The sequence below is a fragment of the Prevotella sp. C0209C1 genome, assembly GCF_056583855.1.
The window spans coordinates 23,946-45,545 of the sequence record NZ_JBWPJP010000019.1 but is presented as its reverse complement, the minus strand read 5'-3'; the positions used below and the strand labels follow the sequence as shown (position 1 = coordinate 45,545).

Below are 21,600 nucleotides of genomic sequence, written 5' to 3'. Positions count from 1 at the left end.
CTATGTAATTCCCGCTATTAGGGCTTACTCGGGACTTCCACCCGTTAGAAAATGCTCATGCCGAGCGTACAATAAAATATGACGCACCTTATCTATTAGGTGCGCCATATCTATATTAAAACATACAATGTTACAATTACCCCACTTGGCTACCTGGTTTTACCTTGCTAAGTGTAGTAGTTACAGCAAGCGAACCATCAAAATTGACCGCAGAAAGTATCATACCCTGACTCTCTATGCCCATCATCTTACGTGGAGGAAAATTAGCTACAAACAAAACATCTTTACCTATAAGCTGTTCTGGCTCATAATAAGCAGCTATACCACTAAGGATAGTACGTTCCGTACCAGAGCCATCATCAATGCTGAACTTTAATAGTTTCTTGCTTTTTTTTACTTTTTCGCAATTAACAATGTGTCCTACACGAATATCGAGCTTCTCAAACTCATCAAACAAAACACTTTCCTTAATTGGTGCAGCTTTACTATTAGCTTCTTCGTTTGCCTTTTTTGTAGCTTCGAGCTTCTTAAGCTGTGCCTCTATAACATCATCTTCTATCTTTTCGAAGAGCAAATGCGGCTCTGCTAACTGATGACCTGCTTTAAGAAGATCGGTAGAACCTAACTCGCTCCAGTCGTATGTTGTCATATTAATAAGCTTACGTAGCTCTGCAGAACTAAATGGCAAGAAAGGTTCGAAGGCTATACTTAGATTAGCAACCAATTGCAGTGAAATATTCAATACCGTTTCCACTCGCTTAGGATCGGTCTTCCACACTTTCCAAGGCTCACATTCTGTTATATAACGATTACCTATTCGGGCTAAGTTCATTGCCTCTTTTTGTGCTTCACGAAACTTAAATGCGTCTAAAGATGCCTCTACCTTTTCCTTTACATCTTTAAATTCGGCAATAACCTGCTTATCTATATCCTTTAATTCGCCACAAGGAGGCACTATACCGTTCCAATACTTTTTGGTTAATTGTAAAGCACGATTAACGAAATTCCCATAAATAGACACCAGTTCCGAGTTGTTACGTTCCTGAAAATCCTTCCATGTGAAGTTATTATCCTTTGTCTCTGGTGCGTTAGCTGTTAATACATAACGTAAGACATCTTGCTTACCCGGAAAATCAACTAAATACTCATGTAACCAAACAGCCCAATTTTTGCTGGTAGATATTTTGTCATTCTCAAGATTTAAAAACTCATTAGCAGGTACGTTATCTGGTAAAATATATCCACCATGTGCCTTTAACATTATAGGAAAAATTATGCAATGGAACACAATATTATCTTTTCCTATAAAATGTATCAAACGTGTTTCAGGATCTTTCCACCACTTTTCCCAATTTCCAAATCGCTCTGGCTCTTTATCGCACAGCTTTTTAGTGTTAGAAATATAACCTATGGGAGCATCAAACCAAACGTAGAGCACCTTACCCTCTGCCCCCTTTACAGGCACAGGTATACCCCAGTCTAAATCGCGCGTCATCGCACGTGGCTGCAAATCCATATCCAGCCAACTCTTACACTGACCATATACATTAGAACGCCACTCCTTATGCTCTTTTAATATCCATTCTTTGAGCCACTCCTGATAATTATTTAGTGGTAAATACCAGTTTTTTGTATTCTTCAACACAGGCTTCGAGCCAGATATTGTAGAACGAGGATTCTTCAATTCCAAAGGACTAAGATCCGAACCACACTTCTCGCACTGATCTCCATATGCATTAGGATTACCACAATGTGGGCATTCGCCCATCACATATCTATCAGCCAAAAACTGTTTTGCACTTTCATCGTATAGCTGCTCACCTTCTTTTTCTATCAGCTTACCGTCCTCATAAAGCTTTTTAAAGAAATCGCTTGCAAACTTATTATGAACATTGCTTGTAGTACGGCTATATACATCAAATGAAATACCAAACTCATTAAATGAATCTTTTATCATCTTATGGTATCTATCGCACACATCTTGAGGGGTTATACCTTCCTTTCTTGCACGAATAGTAATAGGCACTCCATGCTCATCAGATCCACCTATAAAAATTACTTCTTGCTTTTTAAGACGAAGATAACGCACATAAATGTCTGAAGGAACATATACACCAGCAAGATGACCGATATGAACACCACCATTAGCATAAGGCAATGCGGCTGTAACAGTGGTACGTTTAAATTTCTTTTCTTCCATATATGGTTTACTATTGTTTCTATTGCAAAGTTACTTCAATTTAAATAAATAGCAAAGCTTATTGTATTCTAATACTTTTACCTGCCTGATAGCAAGCTATAGTACGCTCACCTTTCTTATAAATATCTTCACTGCCTTGCATATCAAGCACAAAACCATTAGCTTTTACTTGTGCCACAAGATTGTTATAAGCAGGTAGGTTAAATACAGCTATAATCATAGCACCATCTTTAAATGCTATATAACTCGACACACCTTTAGCTAAAGGTTTAGGATAATCGGCATAAGCAGTCTTGGTAAGTAGTTTAGAAAGTACACAATTCTTATAATACATCTTAGAAAAATTGTCTAAACGATATACCTCATACCCTTTCTTTAGCTTATATCCATACTTCTTTGTTATAACAGGTATGAGGTTAGGCGTTTCATACATCTCTACAGCTTCTGCTACAGATATTACATCACTAATAGGAAGTACACTCTCCACTGTATCATGGGGTATATCCTTGACACTTGTAGTAATAACTTTTTGTTTTGTACCACAACTCACCAACACCAGCATAAGACCTATTATGAAGGCTATTTGTAATCTTTTATTTTTCATCTTCTTTGTTTTTATTGTTCTTTTTACTATCTATTTTTATTTTAATGCACGTCTATTTTCTTCATTAAACAAGTAAGTTCTTAACATAATCTTGAGTTTCCTTTCTTGATACAGTTCTTATTCCTGTCTTTGATACATATAATATTATATCAGCAAAGTGTGTAGCAAGATCTATATCATGAGTAGAAAGCAATATTATCTTATCCAACTTATGTGCTACTTTGGTAAGTAACTTATAACAATCTACCTTTGAAGGAAAATCAAGAAAAGCAGTAGGCTCATCTAAAAGAATAATAGGAGTTTCCTGTGCTAATGCTTTTGCTATCATTACCTTTTGCATCTCTCCATCTGATAAAGTATTTATCAACCTGCCCTTTAAACTGTTTATACCTACTCTATTAATCGAATCTTCTATTACCTGTTTATCTTCCTTACATAATATCCCCCAAAAACCTGTATAAGGAGATCTGCCCATACCTATCACCTCTTCCACTGTTACATTCTGAACATCTGGCTTTGTGGTAAGTACTACACTTATTTTATGTGCTAATTCCCTATGAGACAATGCCGATAAACTAATATTATTAATAAAAATATCACCCTTTAGCTTTGGCAAAAAGCCTGAAAGAGTTTTTAAAAAGGTAGACTTACCTACTCCATTAGCACCTATCAAGCAAGTCAATTTGCCACTATTTATCTCAATATTAATATCAGATATTATATTATAATGTCTTTGATAGCCTATATCAAGATGTGAAATAGTAAATTGCATACAACCTTTATATTTTTAAAAACTTATTTATCCTATAATAAAGAATCCTCTTTTAAAGGAATTAAAACTGCGAAATTAATCATATTCTTTTATTTTCGCAAATATGACTATTACTTTTTAATTTAATAAATATAAAAATAATCCTACATCAACAGCTTTACCAAATTTTTATATTTACATACTTCCACACCTGCATACATGTTATACCATATATAAGACAGTTCCTCTTTTTTGTACCATTCTATATATATTAACACTTTAAAATAGCACAACCTTTCCTACATAAGCCACCTTTAGTTATATAATAACTCTTGCCTTTTTAATATATAATTCATACTACTATAACTTATTAAGTACTTCCTCTTTAGATAATACTAATGACTTATGCAAATAAAAAAGTGGGCTTACTTAAAAAATAAGCAACCCCACTTAAACTTTTTCTATCTAATTATTTCTTATTAAATAATTTCTGAAAATTATACATGTGATAACGCATCAACCTTCTCCTTACTATTATCTATCTTATGCCCCATAACCAAATAAGCTATAGGAGATGCTATAAATATAGAAGATAAAGTACCTATGACTATACCTATAATCATTGCAAAAGAGAAGCTACGTGTACTATCTCCACCAAGAATAAAGATAGCAACCAATACTATCAATGTGCTGACTGATGTATTTATGGTTCGAGATAATGTTTCATTTATAGATTCATTAAATAACTTCTGAATACCATACTTTGCCAACGTTGATTTATGCTTTGCCATATTCTCACGTATTCGGTCAAATACCACCACTGTATCATTAATGTCATAACCTATTACTGTTAAAATAGCACCTATAAAAGTCTGATCTATTTCAAGAGAAAAACCTATCCAACCATGACATAACGAGAAAATACCTATTACAATAGTAGTATCCAATACCAAACCTACTATAGAACCTACCGAGAAGCCTATGTTTCGGAAACGAAGTAATATATACAAGAAGATAAATACTATTGCCAAACCTACACTTACGAAAGCATTAAAAGTAATATTCTTAGCAATAGAAGGACCCACCTTGGAACTCTGTATTATAGATCCACCCTCGCGTATATCAGGATTCTTAAATTTAGCTACACTCGACTGCGTAACATAGTTATACTTCTTTAAAGTATTATAAAGAATAGTTTCTGCTAAATCATCATCGTTTGCACGAGAATCAATGTTCCAGTTTGTTGATACACGAATCGTTTTTCCATCTGTACCTATTGCTATAACACTTGTGTTAGCTACTTTTCCCTTATTAACTCCATCTGTATTTACAAATGCATTATTAAATACTTTACGAATATCTTCTACCTGTACAGGCTTAGACAACGTAATTACATAGTTACGACCGCCAGTAAACTCTATACCACGACTTAGGCCACGAACATAAAAACTAACTATACATATTATCGCAGCTATAATCCAAACTGTAAAACTCTTCTTATGCATCTTCATAAAGGCATAGGTGGAATTTCTAAACATATTCCTGCTTATACCCGTACTAAATGTAAGATGACGCCACTTATCATTATTTACCCTATTTTCAAAAACTAAACGAGTTAAGAACACTGCTGTAAAGAATGATATTATAAGACCTATTATCAATGTTGTAGCGAAACCTCTAATAGGACCTGTTCCCGTTACAAGAAGAATAATACCTGTTATCAATGACGTAAGGTTAGAATCGAATATGGCAGAAAAGGCATTCTTATAGCCCTCATGTAATGCTTGTTTCATACTCTTCCCTAAGCGTAACTCTTCTTTTATACGCTCGTAGATAAGAACGTTAGCATCAACTGCCGTACCCAATGTAAGCACAATACCAGCAATACCTGGCATAGTAAGTGCCGATTGGAAAGATGCCAAAATACCAAGTGTGAAGAATAGATTAACCAATAATGCTAAATTTGCTAACATTCCTGGAATAAAGCCATACATAGCTATAATATAGAACATTAACAAAACAAAGGCTATAGCAAACGAAATAAGACCTTGCTGAATAGATTGAGCTCCAAGAGTTGGTCCTACTACCTCTTCTTGAACAATCTTTGCTGGAGCTGGCATACGACCAGACTTTAAGGTATTAGATAAATCTTTTGTATCTGCCACTGTAAAAGAACCTGTAATAGACGATTGTCCACCATCTATTTCTCCATTAATACGTGGAGAAGTATATACTACACCATCTAATACTATGGCTATAGCTTTACCTACATTAGCCTTAGTCAATGCTGCCCATTCATGTGCACCTTCTGAATTCATGCTCATACTAACCTCTGGCTTGCCATACTGGTCAAACTGATCTTTAGCATCAGTAATTACATCACCCTCTAAAGGAGCACGCCCATCAGAAGTGGTAACCTTTAAAGCATGAAGCTCATACATATTCTTTACTTGAATATGATCTGCAGGCTTAGCACTCCACAAAAGCTTCAAATTAGCAGGTAGCACCTGTTTAGCTATATGGCTATGAATAAGTCTATTAACAGCAGCCGTATCACGCACATTACAATACCCCACAAGGCTTAAAGCCTCACCGGGAACCATTTGTAGCCTTGATAATAAAGGGTGTTGCTTCTTTAACAACTCTGCTCCTGCATCGTTTTTACCATTATCAACAACCTTTCCAAAAGCCTTCTTAGCAGCATTTAAAGATAATTTCTTAACAGATGCAGAACCTGTCTTAGCAGAACCAGCCTTAGTAGTATCCGCTTTTGTACTTGCATTAGCAAGACGTTGATCAAGCTGTTGTAAATAAGGAGCTATCTCTTGATTGTTATATGTTTCCCAAAACTCCAAATTAGCAGATCCTTGTAATAACCTACGCATACGCTCAGGCTCACGAATACCAGGCATTTCCACCATCAATCTACCTTCTTGACCTTCTAATTTCTGGATATTAGGCTGTACTACTCCATATTGGTCTATACGGTTACGAACCACATTATATGAATTGTCAATAGCAGATTTCACCTCCTCACGCAAAGCTTCTATAACCTCTTTATCTGTACTTTGTGTAGTTACTTTGCCTTTTAATTGCTGAGTGGCGAAAACTTCTGCAAGTTTATGCCCTGGAGCATTCTTCTGATAAGCCTTAACAAATAGCGGAATAAAATCTCCCTGACCTGAAGCTTCTTCTGCTTTAGCTTCATTAAGCGACTTAACATAAGCAGCATCTGTCTTATGATCTGCCAACATATCAACAACATCAGGTACTGAAATTTCCAGCACAACATTCATACCACCCTTTAAATCAAGACCTAAACCAATCTGAGTTTCAAGGCATTTCTGATAAGAATAAATACCCAGATATTTCACAGAATCTTTATAATCCTGACGCGCTATAGGGTCTTTAATCTTTGCAGCCTGACTATCATAGTAGCTTGTAGCTACAGAAAAAGACAGGTAAAAGATACTTGCAAGCGTTAATAATACGGCTACGCAAATGACTAATCCTTTGTTTTGCATTTTATTTATTTGATTTAATTATAATTTACTATATAATATAAGGTGTGCAAAGATAATGATTTTTTCACATTATGAGAAATTAATTATATATAAATCATTGTTTTTAAGGCTTTGGATAATATTTCAACCAACAATAAATAGGGTAATGATCCGAATTTTTTATTGATTTATCTACCTTCGCCCCATATGGTTCAAACTCGTTAGAAGCAAAAATATGATCTATCCGAAAATACATTCTATTCTCATTATAAGTCCATCCTATACCATTCCCACTACTCTTATAACTATCATTCAACACCTTACTTATAGTATAATAGCTATAACTTATAGGATTATCATTAAAATCACCACAAAGAATTACTGGTATATTTTTATCTAAATGCTTCTTAACAAAAGTAGCAACAGCATCTGCTTGGGGAGCTCTACGAGCCATTGTGTTTCCTATTTTATCCACCAAAGAAACAAACTTATTAATCCTATCTCTGCCAATTACATTACCCGTTATAATATTATTAAAGTCTGCTTTATCATTGGAACTTAAACCATAGCTCTCAAAATGATTATTTACAAGTAAAGTTTTTGTACCGTTTATATTAATATAATATGCCACACTCATATTAGATTTTGAGGGGTAAGGTATTATTTCTCTATGTAAAATAGGGAATTTACTTAATAGCATTAAATCGTCCGTACCCGTTTTTTTCTTTATATTATCAATATAAGGATAACTCTTTTTTAAATATCGCATTATCTTAGCAGCTTTTGGCGTATATAGTGTTGCTTCCTGCAAACACACTATATCAGCTTTACTTCTAACGATATATTTTACGATAGGATTAATTTGTCCCGACACATCGTCCCATGTATCAAAGAGAAACACGTTATAAGACAATATTTTAATAGTTCCGTGTGGCTTGTCCTTTGGTAAATTAAAAGGTATATAAGCACGAATAGGAAAGTAAGCTAAAAAAAGTCCTAAGATAGGTAACCATAATACCTTTTTTTTAATAAACACCCAAAGCACTAAAAATGCTATATTTACTATTAGCATTAAAGGAAACCACATTCCTATTGTAGCCCAAACAGGATGTTTTGCAGGATTTACAATACCACTATACCCAATAAATAGTAATAAAATAATTGAAAAAATATTTAAAACAACAAGTATTCTAAATGCAAGTTTTTTAAAAAACTTTCCCATCACAAGACTACCTTATTTATTTATATTTACATTATTAATGCTTACTACTATCAAATAACTGCTGCTTTTCGTCTGCTGTTAAACTATCATAACCATTCTTACGCACCTTGTCAAGTATGCGGTCTATCCTCTCTTGCTCCTGCTTTTTACGAGCATTATAATCCCAATCACTCTCTTGCGGCTGTGCATCTTGTGGCTTATCAAAACTCCAATTATCAGTATTTACTTCCTCACTATGCTGATAAGCATCATTATTATGTTGCCTCCAGCTATTTTTTATTTTACTGAAAAAATCGCCATCTTTATTAGAACTGAAATTATTATAACCACCATATGGATGTTTTTTCCAATATTTTATAAGAATAAATCCGAATAACATTCCTCCCAAATGTGCCAGATGAGCCACTCCATCATTGCTCGTCCCAATAGCGGAAAATAGTTCCATTAACACAGAGCCTAATATTATCCATTTAGCTTTTATAGGAATAGGTATAGGAATAATAAACATTCGCTGATCTGGGAATAACATTCCAAAGGCTAATAATACTGCATAAATAGCCCCAGAAGCACCCACTGTAGTCCACATATTAAGATAAGCATTCATTGTTATGGCTTTACCATACATTGCTACCGACTGATAAGCAGACAACCCTTCTAAAGAATAGCTAACAAGCTGTGCTAACTCTTGACAAAGACCAGCCCCTATGCCACATACAAAATAGTAAAAAAGAAACTTCTTTGCTCCCCAAACACGCTCTACTATCATACCAAACATCCATAGCATAAACATATTTATTATAATATGGGTAAAACCTCCATGCATAAACATATATGTAACAAACTGCCATATATGAAAATCGGAAGCAAGAATAAAGTGTAAACCAAAGATATTTGTGAGGTCTATACCTACTTTTTCAAATACATAAGTAGCAATGAAAACTATGACATTAATAAAAAGCAAATTTTTGGTTACTATCGGAATATTACGCATCAGTGTTATTTTTTAATTCTAAATATATCTTTTTAAATTCTTAATACCTCTCTCTAATACCGTACAAAAATACAAAAAAAACGCGTTTTAAAGTACGATACGCGGTTAATATCCCCTATTTTTCATAATTTTCTACATTTTTCTTTAGAATTTATTTGATTTATAAAATGATTGCCTTATATTTGCAGATGTAAGCAGATCTTTTATCATAAATTAATCCTCAAATACAAATTAAAGAATTATGAACAAATCAGAATTAATCGATCAGATCGCTGCTAATAGCGGTTTAAGCAAAGCAGATGCAAAAAAAGCACTAAATGCAACTACTGAAGTTATCAAAAACGCATTAGTAGAAGGTGAAAAGATACAGTTAGTAGGTTTTGGAACTTTCTCTGTTAACGAACGCCCAGAGCGCGAAGGCATCAATCCTTCTACAAAGGAAAAAATAAAAATAGCAGCAAAAAAAGTTGCTAAATTTAAGGCAGGAGCAGAGCTAACTGATGCTCTTAACAAATAAGATATAAATAACTTTGAAAGAAAACAAGGCAGCCGTTAATGGTTGCCTTGTTTTCTTTATTATCCAACCATAAGATAATATTATAAATAGGTATAAACAATAAATATACTTTTATTATATACAACACCACAAAGAATATCTTTCACCACACATTTTTACTATATCTATTAGTATTTTGCCTTTAGCTTTATAGCAAGACTTTTACAAGTTTAATTCTATCTACTAATAAAGTTTATTATATTGTTGTATCTTATTGTAGGTAAAAAGTAGTAACTTTGTAGCAAAATATATAGATAAAAAAGCGAATTATGGCACAAGATGATGTTTTCAAAAAGATCGTAAGCCACTGTAAAGAATATGGCTTTGTTTTTCCAAGTAGTGATATATATGATGGGCTTGGTGCTGTTTATGACTATGGTCAGAATGGTGTTGAGCTAAAGAACAACATTAAACAGTATTGGTGGCAATCTATGGTGTTATTACATAGCAACATAGTAGGCATTGACGCTGCTATATTTATGCATCCTACTGTATGGAAAGCAAGTGGGCATGTTGATGCTTTTAATGATCCTTTAATAGATAATCGTGATTCTAAAAAACGTTATCGCGCAGATGTATTAATAGAGGACCAAATAGCTAAATATGATGAAAAGATTGCTAAGGAAATAGCAAAAGCTGCAAAAAAATTTGGTGATAGTTTTAATGAAGAGCAGTTTCGCACCACTAATCCACGAGTTTTAGAGCATCAAAAGAAACGAGATGACCTGCATGCACGATACGCTGAAGCTATGCAGGATCCTAATCTTAAGATGTTAAAACAAATAATTCTCGATGAAAACATAGTAGATCCTATTAGTGGTACTAAGAACTGGACCGACGTAAGACAATTTAACCTTATGTTTTCTACAGAGATGGGATCAACAGCAGAAGGTAGTCAGAAGATTTATCTACGTCCAGAAACAGCACAGGGCATCTTTGTCAACTTCTTAAACGTGCAGAAAACTGGTCGTATGAAGTTACCTTTTGGTATAGCGCAGATAGGTAAAGCTTTTCGTAATGAGATTGTTGCACGCCAGTTTGTGTTCCGAATGCGCGAATTTGAACAAATGGAGATGCAGTTTTTCTGTCAGCCTGGCACAGAGATGAAATGGTTTGAATATTGGAAAGCCCACCGTTTAGCATGGCATGAAGGCTTAGGCATGGGTGATGAAAATTATCGTTTTCATGATCATGACAAGTTAGCACATTACGCAAATGCAGCTACAGATATAGAGTTTCACTTGCCTTTTGGTTTTAAAGAGATAGAAGGTATCCACTCACGTACCAACTTTGACCTCTCACAGCACGAGAAATTCTCTGGACGTCAGATAAAATATTTCGATCCTGAGCTTAACGAAAACTACACTCCGTATGTAGTAGAAACCTCTATTGGTGTAGATAGAATGTTCCTTTCTGTAATGTGCCATGCTTACCAAGAAGAAAAATTAGACAATGGCTCTTCACGTATTGTGCTCAAATTGCCAGAACCATTAGCACCTATTAAATGTGCTGTATTACCATTAGTAAACAAAGATGGGCTTCCTGAAAAAGCACAAGAGATAGTAAACGACCTAAAGTTCCACTTTACTACTCACATGGAAGCTAAAGACTCTATTGGTAAGCGTTATCGCCGTCAAGACGCTATAGGTACTCCTTTCTGCGTTACTGTAGACGGTAACACGCTTAGCGAGGGTACTGTTACCTTACGTTATCGCGACACTATGGAACAAGAACGCGTACCTATTTCTAAACTACGCGAAATAATAGAAGACCGTGTTTCTATAACATCTTTACTAAAGAAAATAGACATTGACAATAAATAAATATTAAAAAGGTTATCAGAGCTAAAACTCTGATGACCTTTTTTTGCTTTTATACTTATGAAAATAAACTTCAATAACTTTAGGTTCAACATCGTTACATTACTTACTGCATTGTTTGCAGCATTATGTTTTGCTGCTTGTTCTCAGACCGATAATACCGTAGAAGAGTTCCCTAATTGGCAACATAAGAACGATACTTATTGGACTAAACTATATAATGATACTAAAAAAAAGATTGATGCAGGAGATACCTCATGGCGATTGATTCTTAATTATTCAAAAGATGGGCAACATAGTGCTTCTGATAAAGTTCTATCTTATAACCCTACTGACTATATTATTGTAAATGTTAAGAAATCAGGAACTGCTTCTCAACGTCCTATTTATACAGACTCTGTCAGCTATCACTGTCAAGGACGCATAATTCCCTCTGTAAAATATACAAGTGGGCTTATCTTTGAGCAGTCTTGGACAGGAAAAAAGTTTGATAACAGGCTTGATCTTCCTTTTAAAAATTATGTTAGAACTTGTACAGATGGGTTAGCTACAGCTCTTCAAAATATGCACTTAGGCGATCACTGGACCGTTTATGTACCATATCAGTTAGGTTATGGTAGTACGGATAAAGGTAATATTCCACCATACTCTATACTCATTTACGATGTTACGCTTGTAGATATAATAAAATGATAGCCTTTCTTTTTTCATAATATTAGGTGTTATAAATATTTCTTTTTTCTAATTGCAACTATACTAAAAAGGAAACATGGTGTTATTAGAAACGCAATAATCATATAAATATAATTCTGCCACATCAAAACTCTTTTAGATTTCAACGTTTACTATAATATACCTATATAAGTGGAATTATTATCCTTTCTTTGAAATGCAAATTTCATTGGATATTTTTTTATAGCTTACATGGAATATTCCTTTTTAGTAACAATTGGATTTATATAAGTAAATGCTAAAAGTCAGTAATAAAAAGGTTAACATACTATTAGCTAAAATACGTAACAGAAAAGAGCTAACAACGCTTGAGAAGCTCAATCTGATTATTCAGTTGAGTATACCCTCTATATTAGCACAGATCACCTCTGTTATGATGTTTTACATTGATGCATCAATGGTAGGGTCTCTTGGTGCAAGAGCCTCAGCGTCTATAGGTCTTGTTGAGCCTGCAACATGGCTTTTTGGCTCATTAGTAGGTGCGTTTACTATGGGTTTTTCTGTGCAAGCCGCTCATTTTATAGGTGCTAACGACTTTGCTAATGCCCGTTCTGTAATGCGCCACGGATATATCTTTGGTGCTTTTTGGAGCATACTTTTAGCTACCATAATGGCTCTAATATCCAGATCCTTACCAATATGGCTCGGTGGAGGTATAGATATTCAGAAAGATGCATCTGTTTACATCTTAATTTTTTCTATAGCAATACCAATACACATGATAGAAAGCATGTCAGCTGCCATGCTTAAATCATCTGGCGACATGCATCACGCAAGTATTATTGCCATTATGATGTGCTTATTTGATATCGTTTTTAATTTCTTTTTTATCTTTCCTACACGTGTTATAACTTTCTTAGGTCATAGTTTTAGCATGTTTGGTTTGGGGTTAGGCGTAGAAGGGGCTGCTTTGGGTACACTATTATCCTTCGCCGTTGCAGCTATACCTCTATGCTATTATGCTATATATAAAAGTCCTATCCTCGCATGGAAACTTGATACTAACCGTTTTGTTTGGGTATGGGCATATATACGTAATGGCATAAAAATAGGTGCTCCTATGGCTCTTCAGTATATACTTATGAACGGTGCCCAAGTTATATCGATGGCTATTGTAGCTCCTTTAGGCAATATTTCTATAGCAGCCCATTCGTTTGCCATCACGGCAGAAAGCCTTTGTTATATGCCCGGTTATGGCATTGGCGAAGCAGCTACTACGTTAGTAGGTCAAAGCGTAGGTGCACAACGCAAAGATCTATGCCAAAGCTTTGCACGAATGACCGTGTTTTTAGGTATAGCAGTAATGGCTCTAATGGGCATTATTATGTATATTTTTGCAGCAGAAATGATTAATATGCTCTCTCCTGTAGGTGCAATAAGAGAATTGGGTACCTCTATACTTCGCATAGAAGCCTTTGCAGAGCCTCTCTTTGGTGCATCTATTGTAGGCTATAGTGCCTGCATTGGTGCTGGAGACACGTTTATACCTTCTGTTATCAACCTTGGCTGCATGTGGTTAGTACGCCTTACTGTAGCTTATGGGCTATCTTCGCACTATGGTCTGCGTGGTGTTTGGTTTGCTATGGCATTAGAATTATCGTTGCGTGGCGTACTCTTTCTTATACGCATCTTTAGAGGAAAATGGATAAAAAAGAGTATTATTAAATAAACACTATTATAAAGAAAACTTTATAATAACAAAACTATACCCTTAGGAAAAGGGTATTTACAATAAGAGCAAACAACAAGTTTTTTTATATTAAAGTTCACTTATATATACACTATACACACTTCATTTAGTTAAAAAATAATTTATTTTTAGTAGAAAAATAAATTAAAAACAAAGTAAAAATAATCTATTTTTCTTTCATGTATATATCCTTTCGTTTATCTAAAGATAATTTATCATATTACGAAAGACTACTGTTTAAAGTGTCTTAAGATATTACTGCTATGCAAAATGGGTTATAACAATATTGTAACTATGATAAAGCCTCCATGCTTTTAAGTTTTATATAAAAAGATATTATAAAAACGAAAAAGAGGAAAGCACCTTTATAAAATAAAAAAAATCCACCTCTTCACACCTTAAATAATCACAACACCTTATATAATATTCCATGATATTGAAGCAAATTATATTTAACGAATAGTTAAACAATTTGTAACAAAGATGTAACACTCTTTCCTTATTTTTGCAGCAGATAATAAAACAATGATTTAACAATATATTATACAATATGCAAAATTCTATTTTAAGCAGGTTCACTCCTAAAGAACCTAAGTTTTTTAATTTCTTAAAGCAAGTTAGTTCTATAAGTAAAGAAGCATCATCTCTTTTAGGAGAAGCCTTAAAAACAAAAACTCAAGAAGAGCATTTAGACTACTTCCATAAAATAAAAGATAAAGAGCACAAAGCTGATATACTTGCTAATAAAATATTTGAAGCATTAGAAGCCTCGTTTATAACCCCATTTGACCGTGAAGACATCTCAGAGCTATCAAACCGTTTAGATGACGTTATAGATTATATCAACGGCTCTTCTAAGAGAATAGCTATTTATAATCCTCACGTAATACACCCTGCTATTATTAAGTTAAGCGATCTTGTTATTGCTGGAGCTAAAGCAGTAGACGATGGTATTAACATGCTTTCATCGCTTCGTAATAATAAAAAAGATGTAAAAGAGATAGTAAACAGTCTTCATAAATTAGAAAATGAAGCTGACGAGGTATACGAAATGGCTATAAGAGAAATATTTGAAAAAGAAACCAATGCTATAGAACTTATGAAGACAAAAGAGGTTTTAAGCGAACTTGAGAGAACTACCGATGCTATAGAGCATGTTGGCAAGATTTTAAAAACTATCATCGTAAAATACGCATAACCCATGACTCTCTTAATTACTATAATAATATTGGGGTTAATATTCGATTACATCAATGGTTTTCATGATGCAGCTAACTCCATTTCTACCATTGTTACCACTCGCGTGCTAACTCCTTTTCAAGCTGTTATTTGGGCAGCATTCTTTAATTTTGTTGCATTCTTCATATCTAAATATATCATTGGCGAGTTTGGTATTGCTAATACTGTTTCTAAAACTGTTTACGAACATTATATTACCCTACCCATCATCTTAGCTGGTGTTATAGGAGCTATAATATGGAACCTTCTTACATGGTGGAAAGGAATACCCTCTTCCTCTTCACACACATTGATCGGAGGGTTTGCTGGTTCTGCTATCATGGCTAATGGTCTTACAGCTATACACCTATCAGTTATTTTAAAAATAGCAGCTTTCATCTTTTTAGCTCCCTTGGTAGGTATGATTATAGCGTTCTTTTTTTCGTTAATCGTTTCTTACAGTTGCAAGCATATCCCTCATAGTAAAACTAATGTATGGTTTAGGCATTTACAACTTCTTTCATCGGCATTATTTAGTATAGGACATGGCATGAACGATTCGCAAAAGGTTATGGGCATAATAGCTGCAGCTATGGTAGCAGCACACCCTTTAGGAATAGGAATGGGAATACAGTCGGTAGAGAATATTCCTGACTGGGTAGCATTCTCCTGCTTCGCTGCCATATCTCTCGGAACAATGTCAGGCGGATGGCGTATAGTAAAAACTATGGGTACTAAAATAACAAAGGTTACTCCTTACGAAGGTTTTATATCAGAAACAGCAGGTGCTCTTACCCTTTACATTACAGAATATTTTCACATACCTGTCAGTACCACACATACCATAGCAGGGTCAATAATGGGAGTAGGAGCTACAAAACGTCTTTCTGCCGTACGTTGGGGAATAATGAAAAATTTATTATTCGCTTGGATATTAACCATACCTGTTAGTGCTATATTAGGAGCAGCTATTTATTATGTAGTGCAATTGCTTGCTTAAAACATTTCTTTTATATTAAAATAAGAAATAAAGGATTTTTATAGCTGTTTGCCTTATAAAATGTCCTTTATTTTTCTCGTTTTGTAACATATTGATATTAATTTAAAACATAAATGTTATCTAATTATTAACATAAAAGTTTTAAGAAAAACATAATTATTAAGATAAAAAAATATCTTTTTTTCAAATATCATACCTTTATTGCTATTTTAACAAAATCTATTTATAATACCTATATATCATAGGAATTATACACCATTTACTATAATAAAACCACTACTAAGTGATATAAATACGGTAAAAAAACAAAAAAAATATTAACAATAAAAGCAACTACAAAATATATATATACTTTTGTAACTTAATTTATAATTTACATTATTATATGTAACAAAATATCAATAATACATAGCTTATAACAAATAAACATTATGAAGTATATGGCTATTTTTATCATTAAAGCTATATAATATACATTTATAGAATTAAAATTATAAAACGATAATAAAAGCGTTATATATTTCTTATTTGTGTATTTACTAAAATATATCCACAAAGCTGGTTGTGAAATTATTTCCAAAATTAGTATTAAAAGTATAAAAACTGATTATTACATTTTATGAAAATTAGAATTTGGCTGTTTACCCTATTTTTATTAACAGGACTTAGCACCATTTCAGCTCAAACCATTACAATAAATGGTAACATTGTAGATGAAAATGGCGAAGCATTACCTGGAGTGTCTATTGTTACTAAATCAGAGCCTAAGAAAGGTTGTGTATCTAATACTGATGGTACATTTACACTTACCGCACACAGTGGCGATCTGCTTATATTCAATTTTATTGGATATAACCGTATAGAGCAGGCTGCACAATCTCAAATGCACATCAAGATGACACCTACAGAGCAAATGATGAACGATGTAGTAGTGGTAGGATATATGGAGCGTAAAGTAGCTAACACTTCTGCCTCTGTTGTTAAAATAGGTGCAAAAGACTTGGCTATGAAACCCGTTGCTAACCCCTTAGACGCTATACAAGGCAAGGTAAGCGGTTTGCAAGTATTCTCCTCGTCTGGTGAACCTTCTTCACAATTGTCTATGGCTTTACACGGACAAGGCTCAATAGGTGCAGGTACAGGCTTGTTAATAATCATGGACGGTATGCAGGTAAGTATGGCTGTGCTACAATCTATGAACGCTAACGATATAGAGAGCATACAGTTTTTAAAAGATGCCGCAGCCACTTCTATTTATGGTGCACGTGCCGCTAACGGTGTTATGTACGTTACAACAAAGCGTGGTAAGGTAGAAAATCGTCCATACATTTCCTTTAGAGCGCAATATGCTGTTTCATCATTAGCAAATACCGATTATTTTGACCAGCTAATGAGTGGTCCTGAGCTGTTGCGTTATTATGAAGAGACAGGTATATATACACCAAAAGAAATTGCAACCTTTAAGGATAAATATTTTAAGGAAACAGATTTTCAATGGTATAAATACGTTTACCAGCCAGCACCTATGTATAGTGCTGATGTATCGTTATCAGGTGGTACAACGGCAATGAGATATTATATCTCTGGAGGAGCACTAAGCCAAGATGGTTTACGTATGGGCTCAAGCTATAAAAAAATCTTTGGACGTATTAATCTTGACACAAAGCTAAACAATTGGCTTCGTACTAATATAAATACCCAAATAGCATACGACGATACAAAGGTATCACCTTTTGGCAGCAAGAATGCTGTTGGTGGTGGAGTAGCCGCTATGAATGCACCTTTTGCATCGCCATACGATCCTTATACAGGAAAAGAATTAGAGCGAGTGCCACTGCTCGACATTAGCACTCCGCAACATGTCATCTCTACTAACCCTGCTAAAAACAATGCTTTAATATTATCGCTTAATGGAAACGCAACCATTACACCATTAAACAACCTAACCCTACGCTCTTTAGTAGGCTTAGAGCTTAATTATGGCAACAATAGTTCGCGTACACTACCAAGTTATTATCGTGCTTATGGCAATGGTAGCTCACAACGTGGATACTCTATGGTGTCTAATATTACCATTACCAATACCGCTACTTACGAGGTCAATTTAGGTAAACATTATATCACCACACTCTTAGGACACGAATATACTAATTACAAAGACGATAGTTTTAGTGCAGGTGGTTCTGGTTTGCTTGATAACAGACTATATTTACTTAATAATGTTACCAAAAACAAGTGGCTAAATGAAGATAATAACTCTTTTGCCTTTCTATCTTTTTTTACACAAATATCATATGATTATTTACATAGATACTTTTTAGATATAGTTTTACGTAATGATGCCTCATCAAGATTTGGTAGAAATAAGCGAAATGGCTTGTTTTGGTCGGCAGGATTATTGTGGAAAGCTAAAAAAGAAACACTTCTTAAAGATTTAGATTGGCTAAACAATTTAGACCTTAAAGCAAGTTATGGTACTCAAGGAAACTCATCTATACCTCCATATAGCACAGATGCATACGTGGGAAAGGTGGGACAAAAGAGAGGTGAAATAAGCTTAGGGCTTATCAGTCAAGGAAATCCTAATTTAAGTTGGGAAAAGCAAAGCAAACTAACACTTGGCATAAAGACACGATTATTAAATAGTTTTGATATAGACATAGAATATTATCACCGCATAACAAGTAACATGCTTTTTCAAATGCCATTAGCTTTCACATCAGGATTACCTGTTGGTGCTGAAGGATATCCTTATAGATATGAAAACGTAGGTAGATATTTAAACCAAGGTATAGACTTTCAGTTAAATGCAGACCTTGCACGTGGAAAAGATTGGAGCATTTCTTTTAATATGAACTTTAACTATAACAAAGATAAAGTTTTAGAATTGTTTGAAGGAAGAAAGTCGTGGCATGAACCTGGAGGGCAATTAATATACATCGTTGGTAAACCTATTACATATATATTACCAATATATAAATGGGTAAATCCAAAGACAGGCGAGCCAGAATGGTACAAACCTGGTGAAGATAAAAACGTTATGCACTGTGATGACAATGATGTAGTAAGCGAGTGGTCAAGCACACTTGAACAAAACACAGGTATCAGCGCTTATACTCCATTTACAGGTGGCTGGGGTATAGCTGCCCGTTGGAAAGGCTTTTACCTAAATGCCGACTTCTTTGTAGCATTAGGCAAGCACATGATTTCTATGGATAAACAATATTACGAAAACGATTATTTTGTACGTGATCGTAAAGAAAACTCAAATGGCTCACGCCGTTTATTTGACTATTGGAAACAACCGGGCGACAAAACCGAATTCCCTTCATTAAAATGGGTACGCAATCCTGCACATCAAAGTACCTATCTTGACACAAAAATGTTAGAAAACGCATCGTTCATGAGGCTTAAAAACTTTACTTTAGGATATGAGTTTCCTAAAAAAAGCATAGGTTGGCAACATATAATACAATCGGCTAAAGTGTTCTTTACTGGGCGAAACCTCATTACCTTTACTAAGTTTAGAGGTATTGATCCAGAGATTAATCGTAATGTATCATTTGGTGTAAATCCAAACACTAAACAAATGAGTATCGGTGTGGAAATTACATTATAAAAACCTTTATATATAACATAAATAATGGTGTACAATATTAATCAACATAATTAACAAATAGATTAAAATGAAAATAAAATATATTGCTTTCATAATATTATTTTTTGGATTTATCTTGCAGGGGTGCGACCTTGACAGATATCCTGCCGATAATATACTATATAGGTATGCATATAAAAACATGCAAGATGCCAAAGAATGGGACAATGGAATATATTCCACCTTACGAGGTAAATTTGGCGGAGGATATATTTTACCACAAGAAGTACAAGCAGATATGCTTAATGCACATGCTGCATTTGGAAACTTATACTCCGATTTTCACGGTTGGAGTATAAAAGCAGATAATGAAGTTATACAAGAGATTTACAATTCTTATTATTCTGCACTAAATGATGTAAATGTTGTTATAACTCGATTACCACAGTTAGAAGTAAAAACAAATGACCAAACTACCAAAAACCATTATTTAGGTAATGCTTATTTCGCACGAGCGTTTTACTATTTTAACCTTGCTATGCGATGGGGAATGGTGTATAACGAAAAAACAGCTGATAAAGATTTGGGAATAATATTAGTTACACAGCCTGCTACTATAGATAAACCCAAAAGAGCTACCAACTCACAAACATATAAACAGATATTAAGCGATTTGCATAAAGCTGACTCTCTATTAAGCGATGTACCTGTAAAAGCAGGAAATAGCGAGATAAGTGCTGATGCTGTTAAGGCTTTACGCGCACGTGTTTATTTATATATGGGAAAGATGCTTCCCGCTTTTAACGAAGCAAAAGAGCTAATAGAGAGAAACACTTACCCTCTAATACCGCCATACGAATCAAAACCTGGTAGTAAAATTAACCCACGTGAAGACGCTTTTGCTCAAATGTGGTTTTATGATAATGGCACAGAACAAATTTGGCAACCATTTGTTGATAAAGAAAACGAAATTCCTACAACAACTCCTCTTTATGGAGCTGATTTAAGCACAACAACATATTGGGACGAAAAACAACCATCTGATGATATTACAAACTATAATAAGCCTCCATATGTTCCTACACGTGAAGTTATTAACGACCTTTTTAATAGCGAAACAGATCATCGTGCCCTGACGTTATTTGAATATGTATACACCACTGTTAATGATAAAGAAGATCGTACACCACTCTTTGTTATATCAAAATTTAAAGGAAATCCAAATTATGCAACTCTTACAAGTAAACATTGGGGTGGATACGTACCAAATGGTAACCAGGCTCCTAAACCTTTTCGTATAGCTGAACAATATCTAATTGCATCAGAAGCCGCATATAACTTAGGTGATATTCCAAATGCAGAAAAGTATCTTAACCTATTACGCTTATCAAGAGGAGTAGCTGTTACAAACACCACAGGAGAACAATTATATCAAGAAATAAAAAAAGAACGATCACGCGAGCTTGCCTATGAAGGATTTAGATTGTGGGATTTACGCCGCTGGAAGCAGGGATTCAGTAAACGCTCCTTCCAAGGCGCAAAAGATTATTATAAAGTCCCTGCAAGATTTTATGCTCCAGGATTTGACGTAAACATTAAACCTGATAATTATATGTTTATTTGGCCTTTCCCACTAAACGAGACACAGATTAATAACAACATAATTAACAATCCCGGTTGGGAAGATAAATAAAATATTTTTCTCAATTTATACA

General features: G+C 34.3%; 14 protein-coding genes. 8 read left to right on the top strand and 6 right to left on the bottom strand.

From position 1 onward, the window contains the following. Positions 1-136: 136 nt before the first annotated feature. The 6 genes from metG to AC1DCD_RS06515 all read right to left on the bottom strand — a co-directional run bounded on the left by metG (position 137) and on the right by AC1DCD_RS06515 (position 9,271). Complete coding sequence (metG, locus tag AC1DCD_RS06540) at positions 137-2,200, bottom strand: methionine--tRNA ligase (protein WP_464640917.1); 2,064 nt, start codon at positions 2,198-2,200, stop codon at positions 137-139. Between the two features lie 58 nt (positions 2,201-2,258). After that, a complete protein-coding gene (locus AC1DCD_RS06535; protein ID WP_060933356.1) occupies positions 2,259-2,804 on the bottom strand; it encodes a hypothetical protein in 546 nt (181 codons plus the stop codon). Between the two features lie 64 nt (positions 2,805-2,868). Beyond that, positions 2,869-3,576, bottom strand: a complete 708-nt coding sequence (locus AC1DCD_RS06530; RefSeq protein ID WP_464640919.1) for an ABC transporter ATP-binding protein — start codon at positions 3,574-3,576, stop codon at positions 2,869-2,871. Between the two features lie 476 nt (positions 3,577-4,052). Then, positions 4,053-7,079: a protein translocase subunit SecDF gene (secDF, locus tag AC1DCD_RS06525; protein ID WP_464640921.1), complete on the bottom strand. Its 3,027-nt coding sequence runs from the start codon at positions 7,077-7,079 to the stop codon at positions 4,053-4,055. 103 nt (positions 7,080-7,182) lie between these two features. Beyond that, the gene (locus tag AC1DCD_RS06520; protein WP_019036406.1) at positions 7,183-8,280 is read right to left on the bottom strand and encodes an endonuclease/exonuclease/phosphatase family protein; all 1,098 of its coding nucleotides are present in this window, start codon (positions 8,278-8,280) and stop codon (positions 7,183-7,185) included. A 34-nt stretch (positions 8,281-8,314) separates the two neighbouring features. Beyond that, positions 8,315-9,271 (bottom strand): rhomboid family intramembrane serine protease, encoded by a 957-nt coding sequence (locus tag AC1DCD_RS06515; RefSeq protein ID WP_464640924.1) that lies wholly within the window; start codon positions 9,269-9,271, stop codon positions 8,315-8,317. A 241-nt stretch (positions 9,272-9,512) separates the two neighbouring features. Here AC1DCD_RS06515 and AC1DCD_RS06510 point away from each other — a divergent pair, with 241 nt between their 5' ends. The 8 genes from AC1DCD_RS06510 (at position 9,513) to AC1DCD_RS06475 (ending at position 21,578) form a co-directional block, all read left to right on the top strand. Further along, entirely contained in the window at positions 9,513-9,788 is a 276-nt protein-coding gene (locus AC1DCD_RS06510; protein WP_008450638.1) for an HU family DNA-binding protein, read from the top strand. Positions 9,789-10,096: 308 nt separating this feature from the next. Beyond that, complete coding sequence (locus AC1DCD_RS06505; RefSeq protein ID WP_464640926.1) at positions 10,097-11,650, top strand: glycine--tRNA ligase; 1,554 nt, start codon at positions 10,097-10,099, stop codon at positions 11,648-11,650. A gap of 57 nt (positions 11,651-11,707) precedes the next feature. Further along, on the top strand, positions 11,708-12,340 hold the full coding sequence (gene bamJ, locus AC1DCD_RS06500) for a BamJ family beta-barrel-assembly machinery protein (protein ID WP_008450640.1): 633 nt from the start codon (positions 11,708-11,710) through the stop codon (positions 12,338-12,340). A gap of 274 nt (positions 12,341-12,614) precedes the next feature. Then, positions 12,615-14,048, top strand: coding sequence for an MATE family efflux transporter (locus AC1DCD_RS06495; protein ID WP_019036403.1), 1,434 nt, complete (start codon positions 12,615-12,617; stop codon positions 14,046-14,048). A gap of 571 nt (positions 14,049-14,619) precedes the next feature. Then, positions 14,620-15,267 (top strand): DUF47 domain-containing protein, encoded by a 648-nt coding sequence (locus AC1DCD_RS06490; protein ID WP_008450656.1) that lies wholly within the window; start codon positions 14,620-14,622, stop codon positions 15,265-15,267. A gap of 3 nt (positions 15,268-15,270) precedes the next feature. Further along, positions 15,271-16,287: an inorganic phosphate transporter gene (locus AC1DCD_RS06485; protein ID WP_008450616.1), complete on the top strand. Its 1,017-nt coding sequence runs from the start codon at positions 15,271-15,273 to the stop codon at positions 16,285-16,287. 619 nt (positions 16,288-16,906) lie between these two features. Further along, a complete protein-coding gene (locus tag AC1DCD_RS06480; RefSeq protein WP_464640929.1) occupies positions 16,907-19,906 on the top strand; it encodes a SusC/RagA family TonB-linked outer membrane protein in 3,000 nt (999 codons plus the stop codon). Between the two features lie 67 nt (positions 19,907-19,973). After that, positions 19,974-21,578, top strand: coding sequence for a RagB/SusD family nutrient uptake outer membrane protein (locus AC1DCD_RS06475; protein ID WP_464640931.1), 1,605 nt, complete (start codon positions 19,974-19,976; stop codon positions 21,576-21,578). Positions 21,579-21,600: the final 22 nt, after the last annotated feature.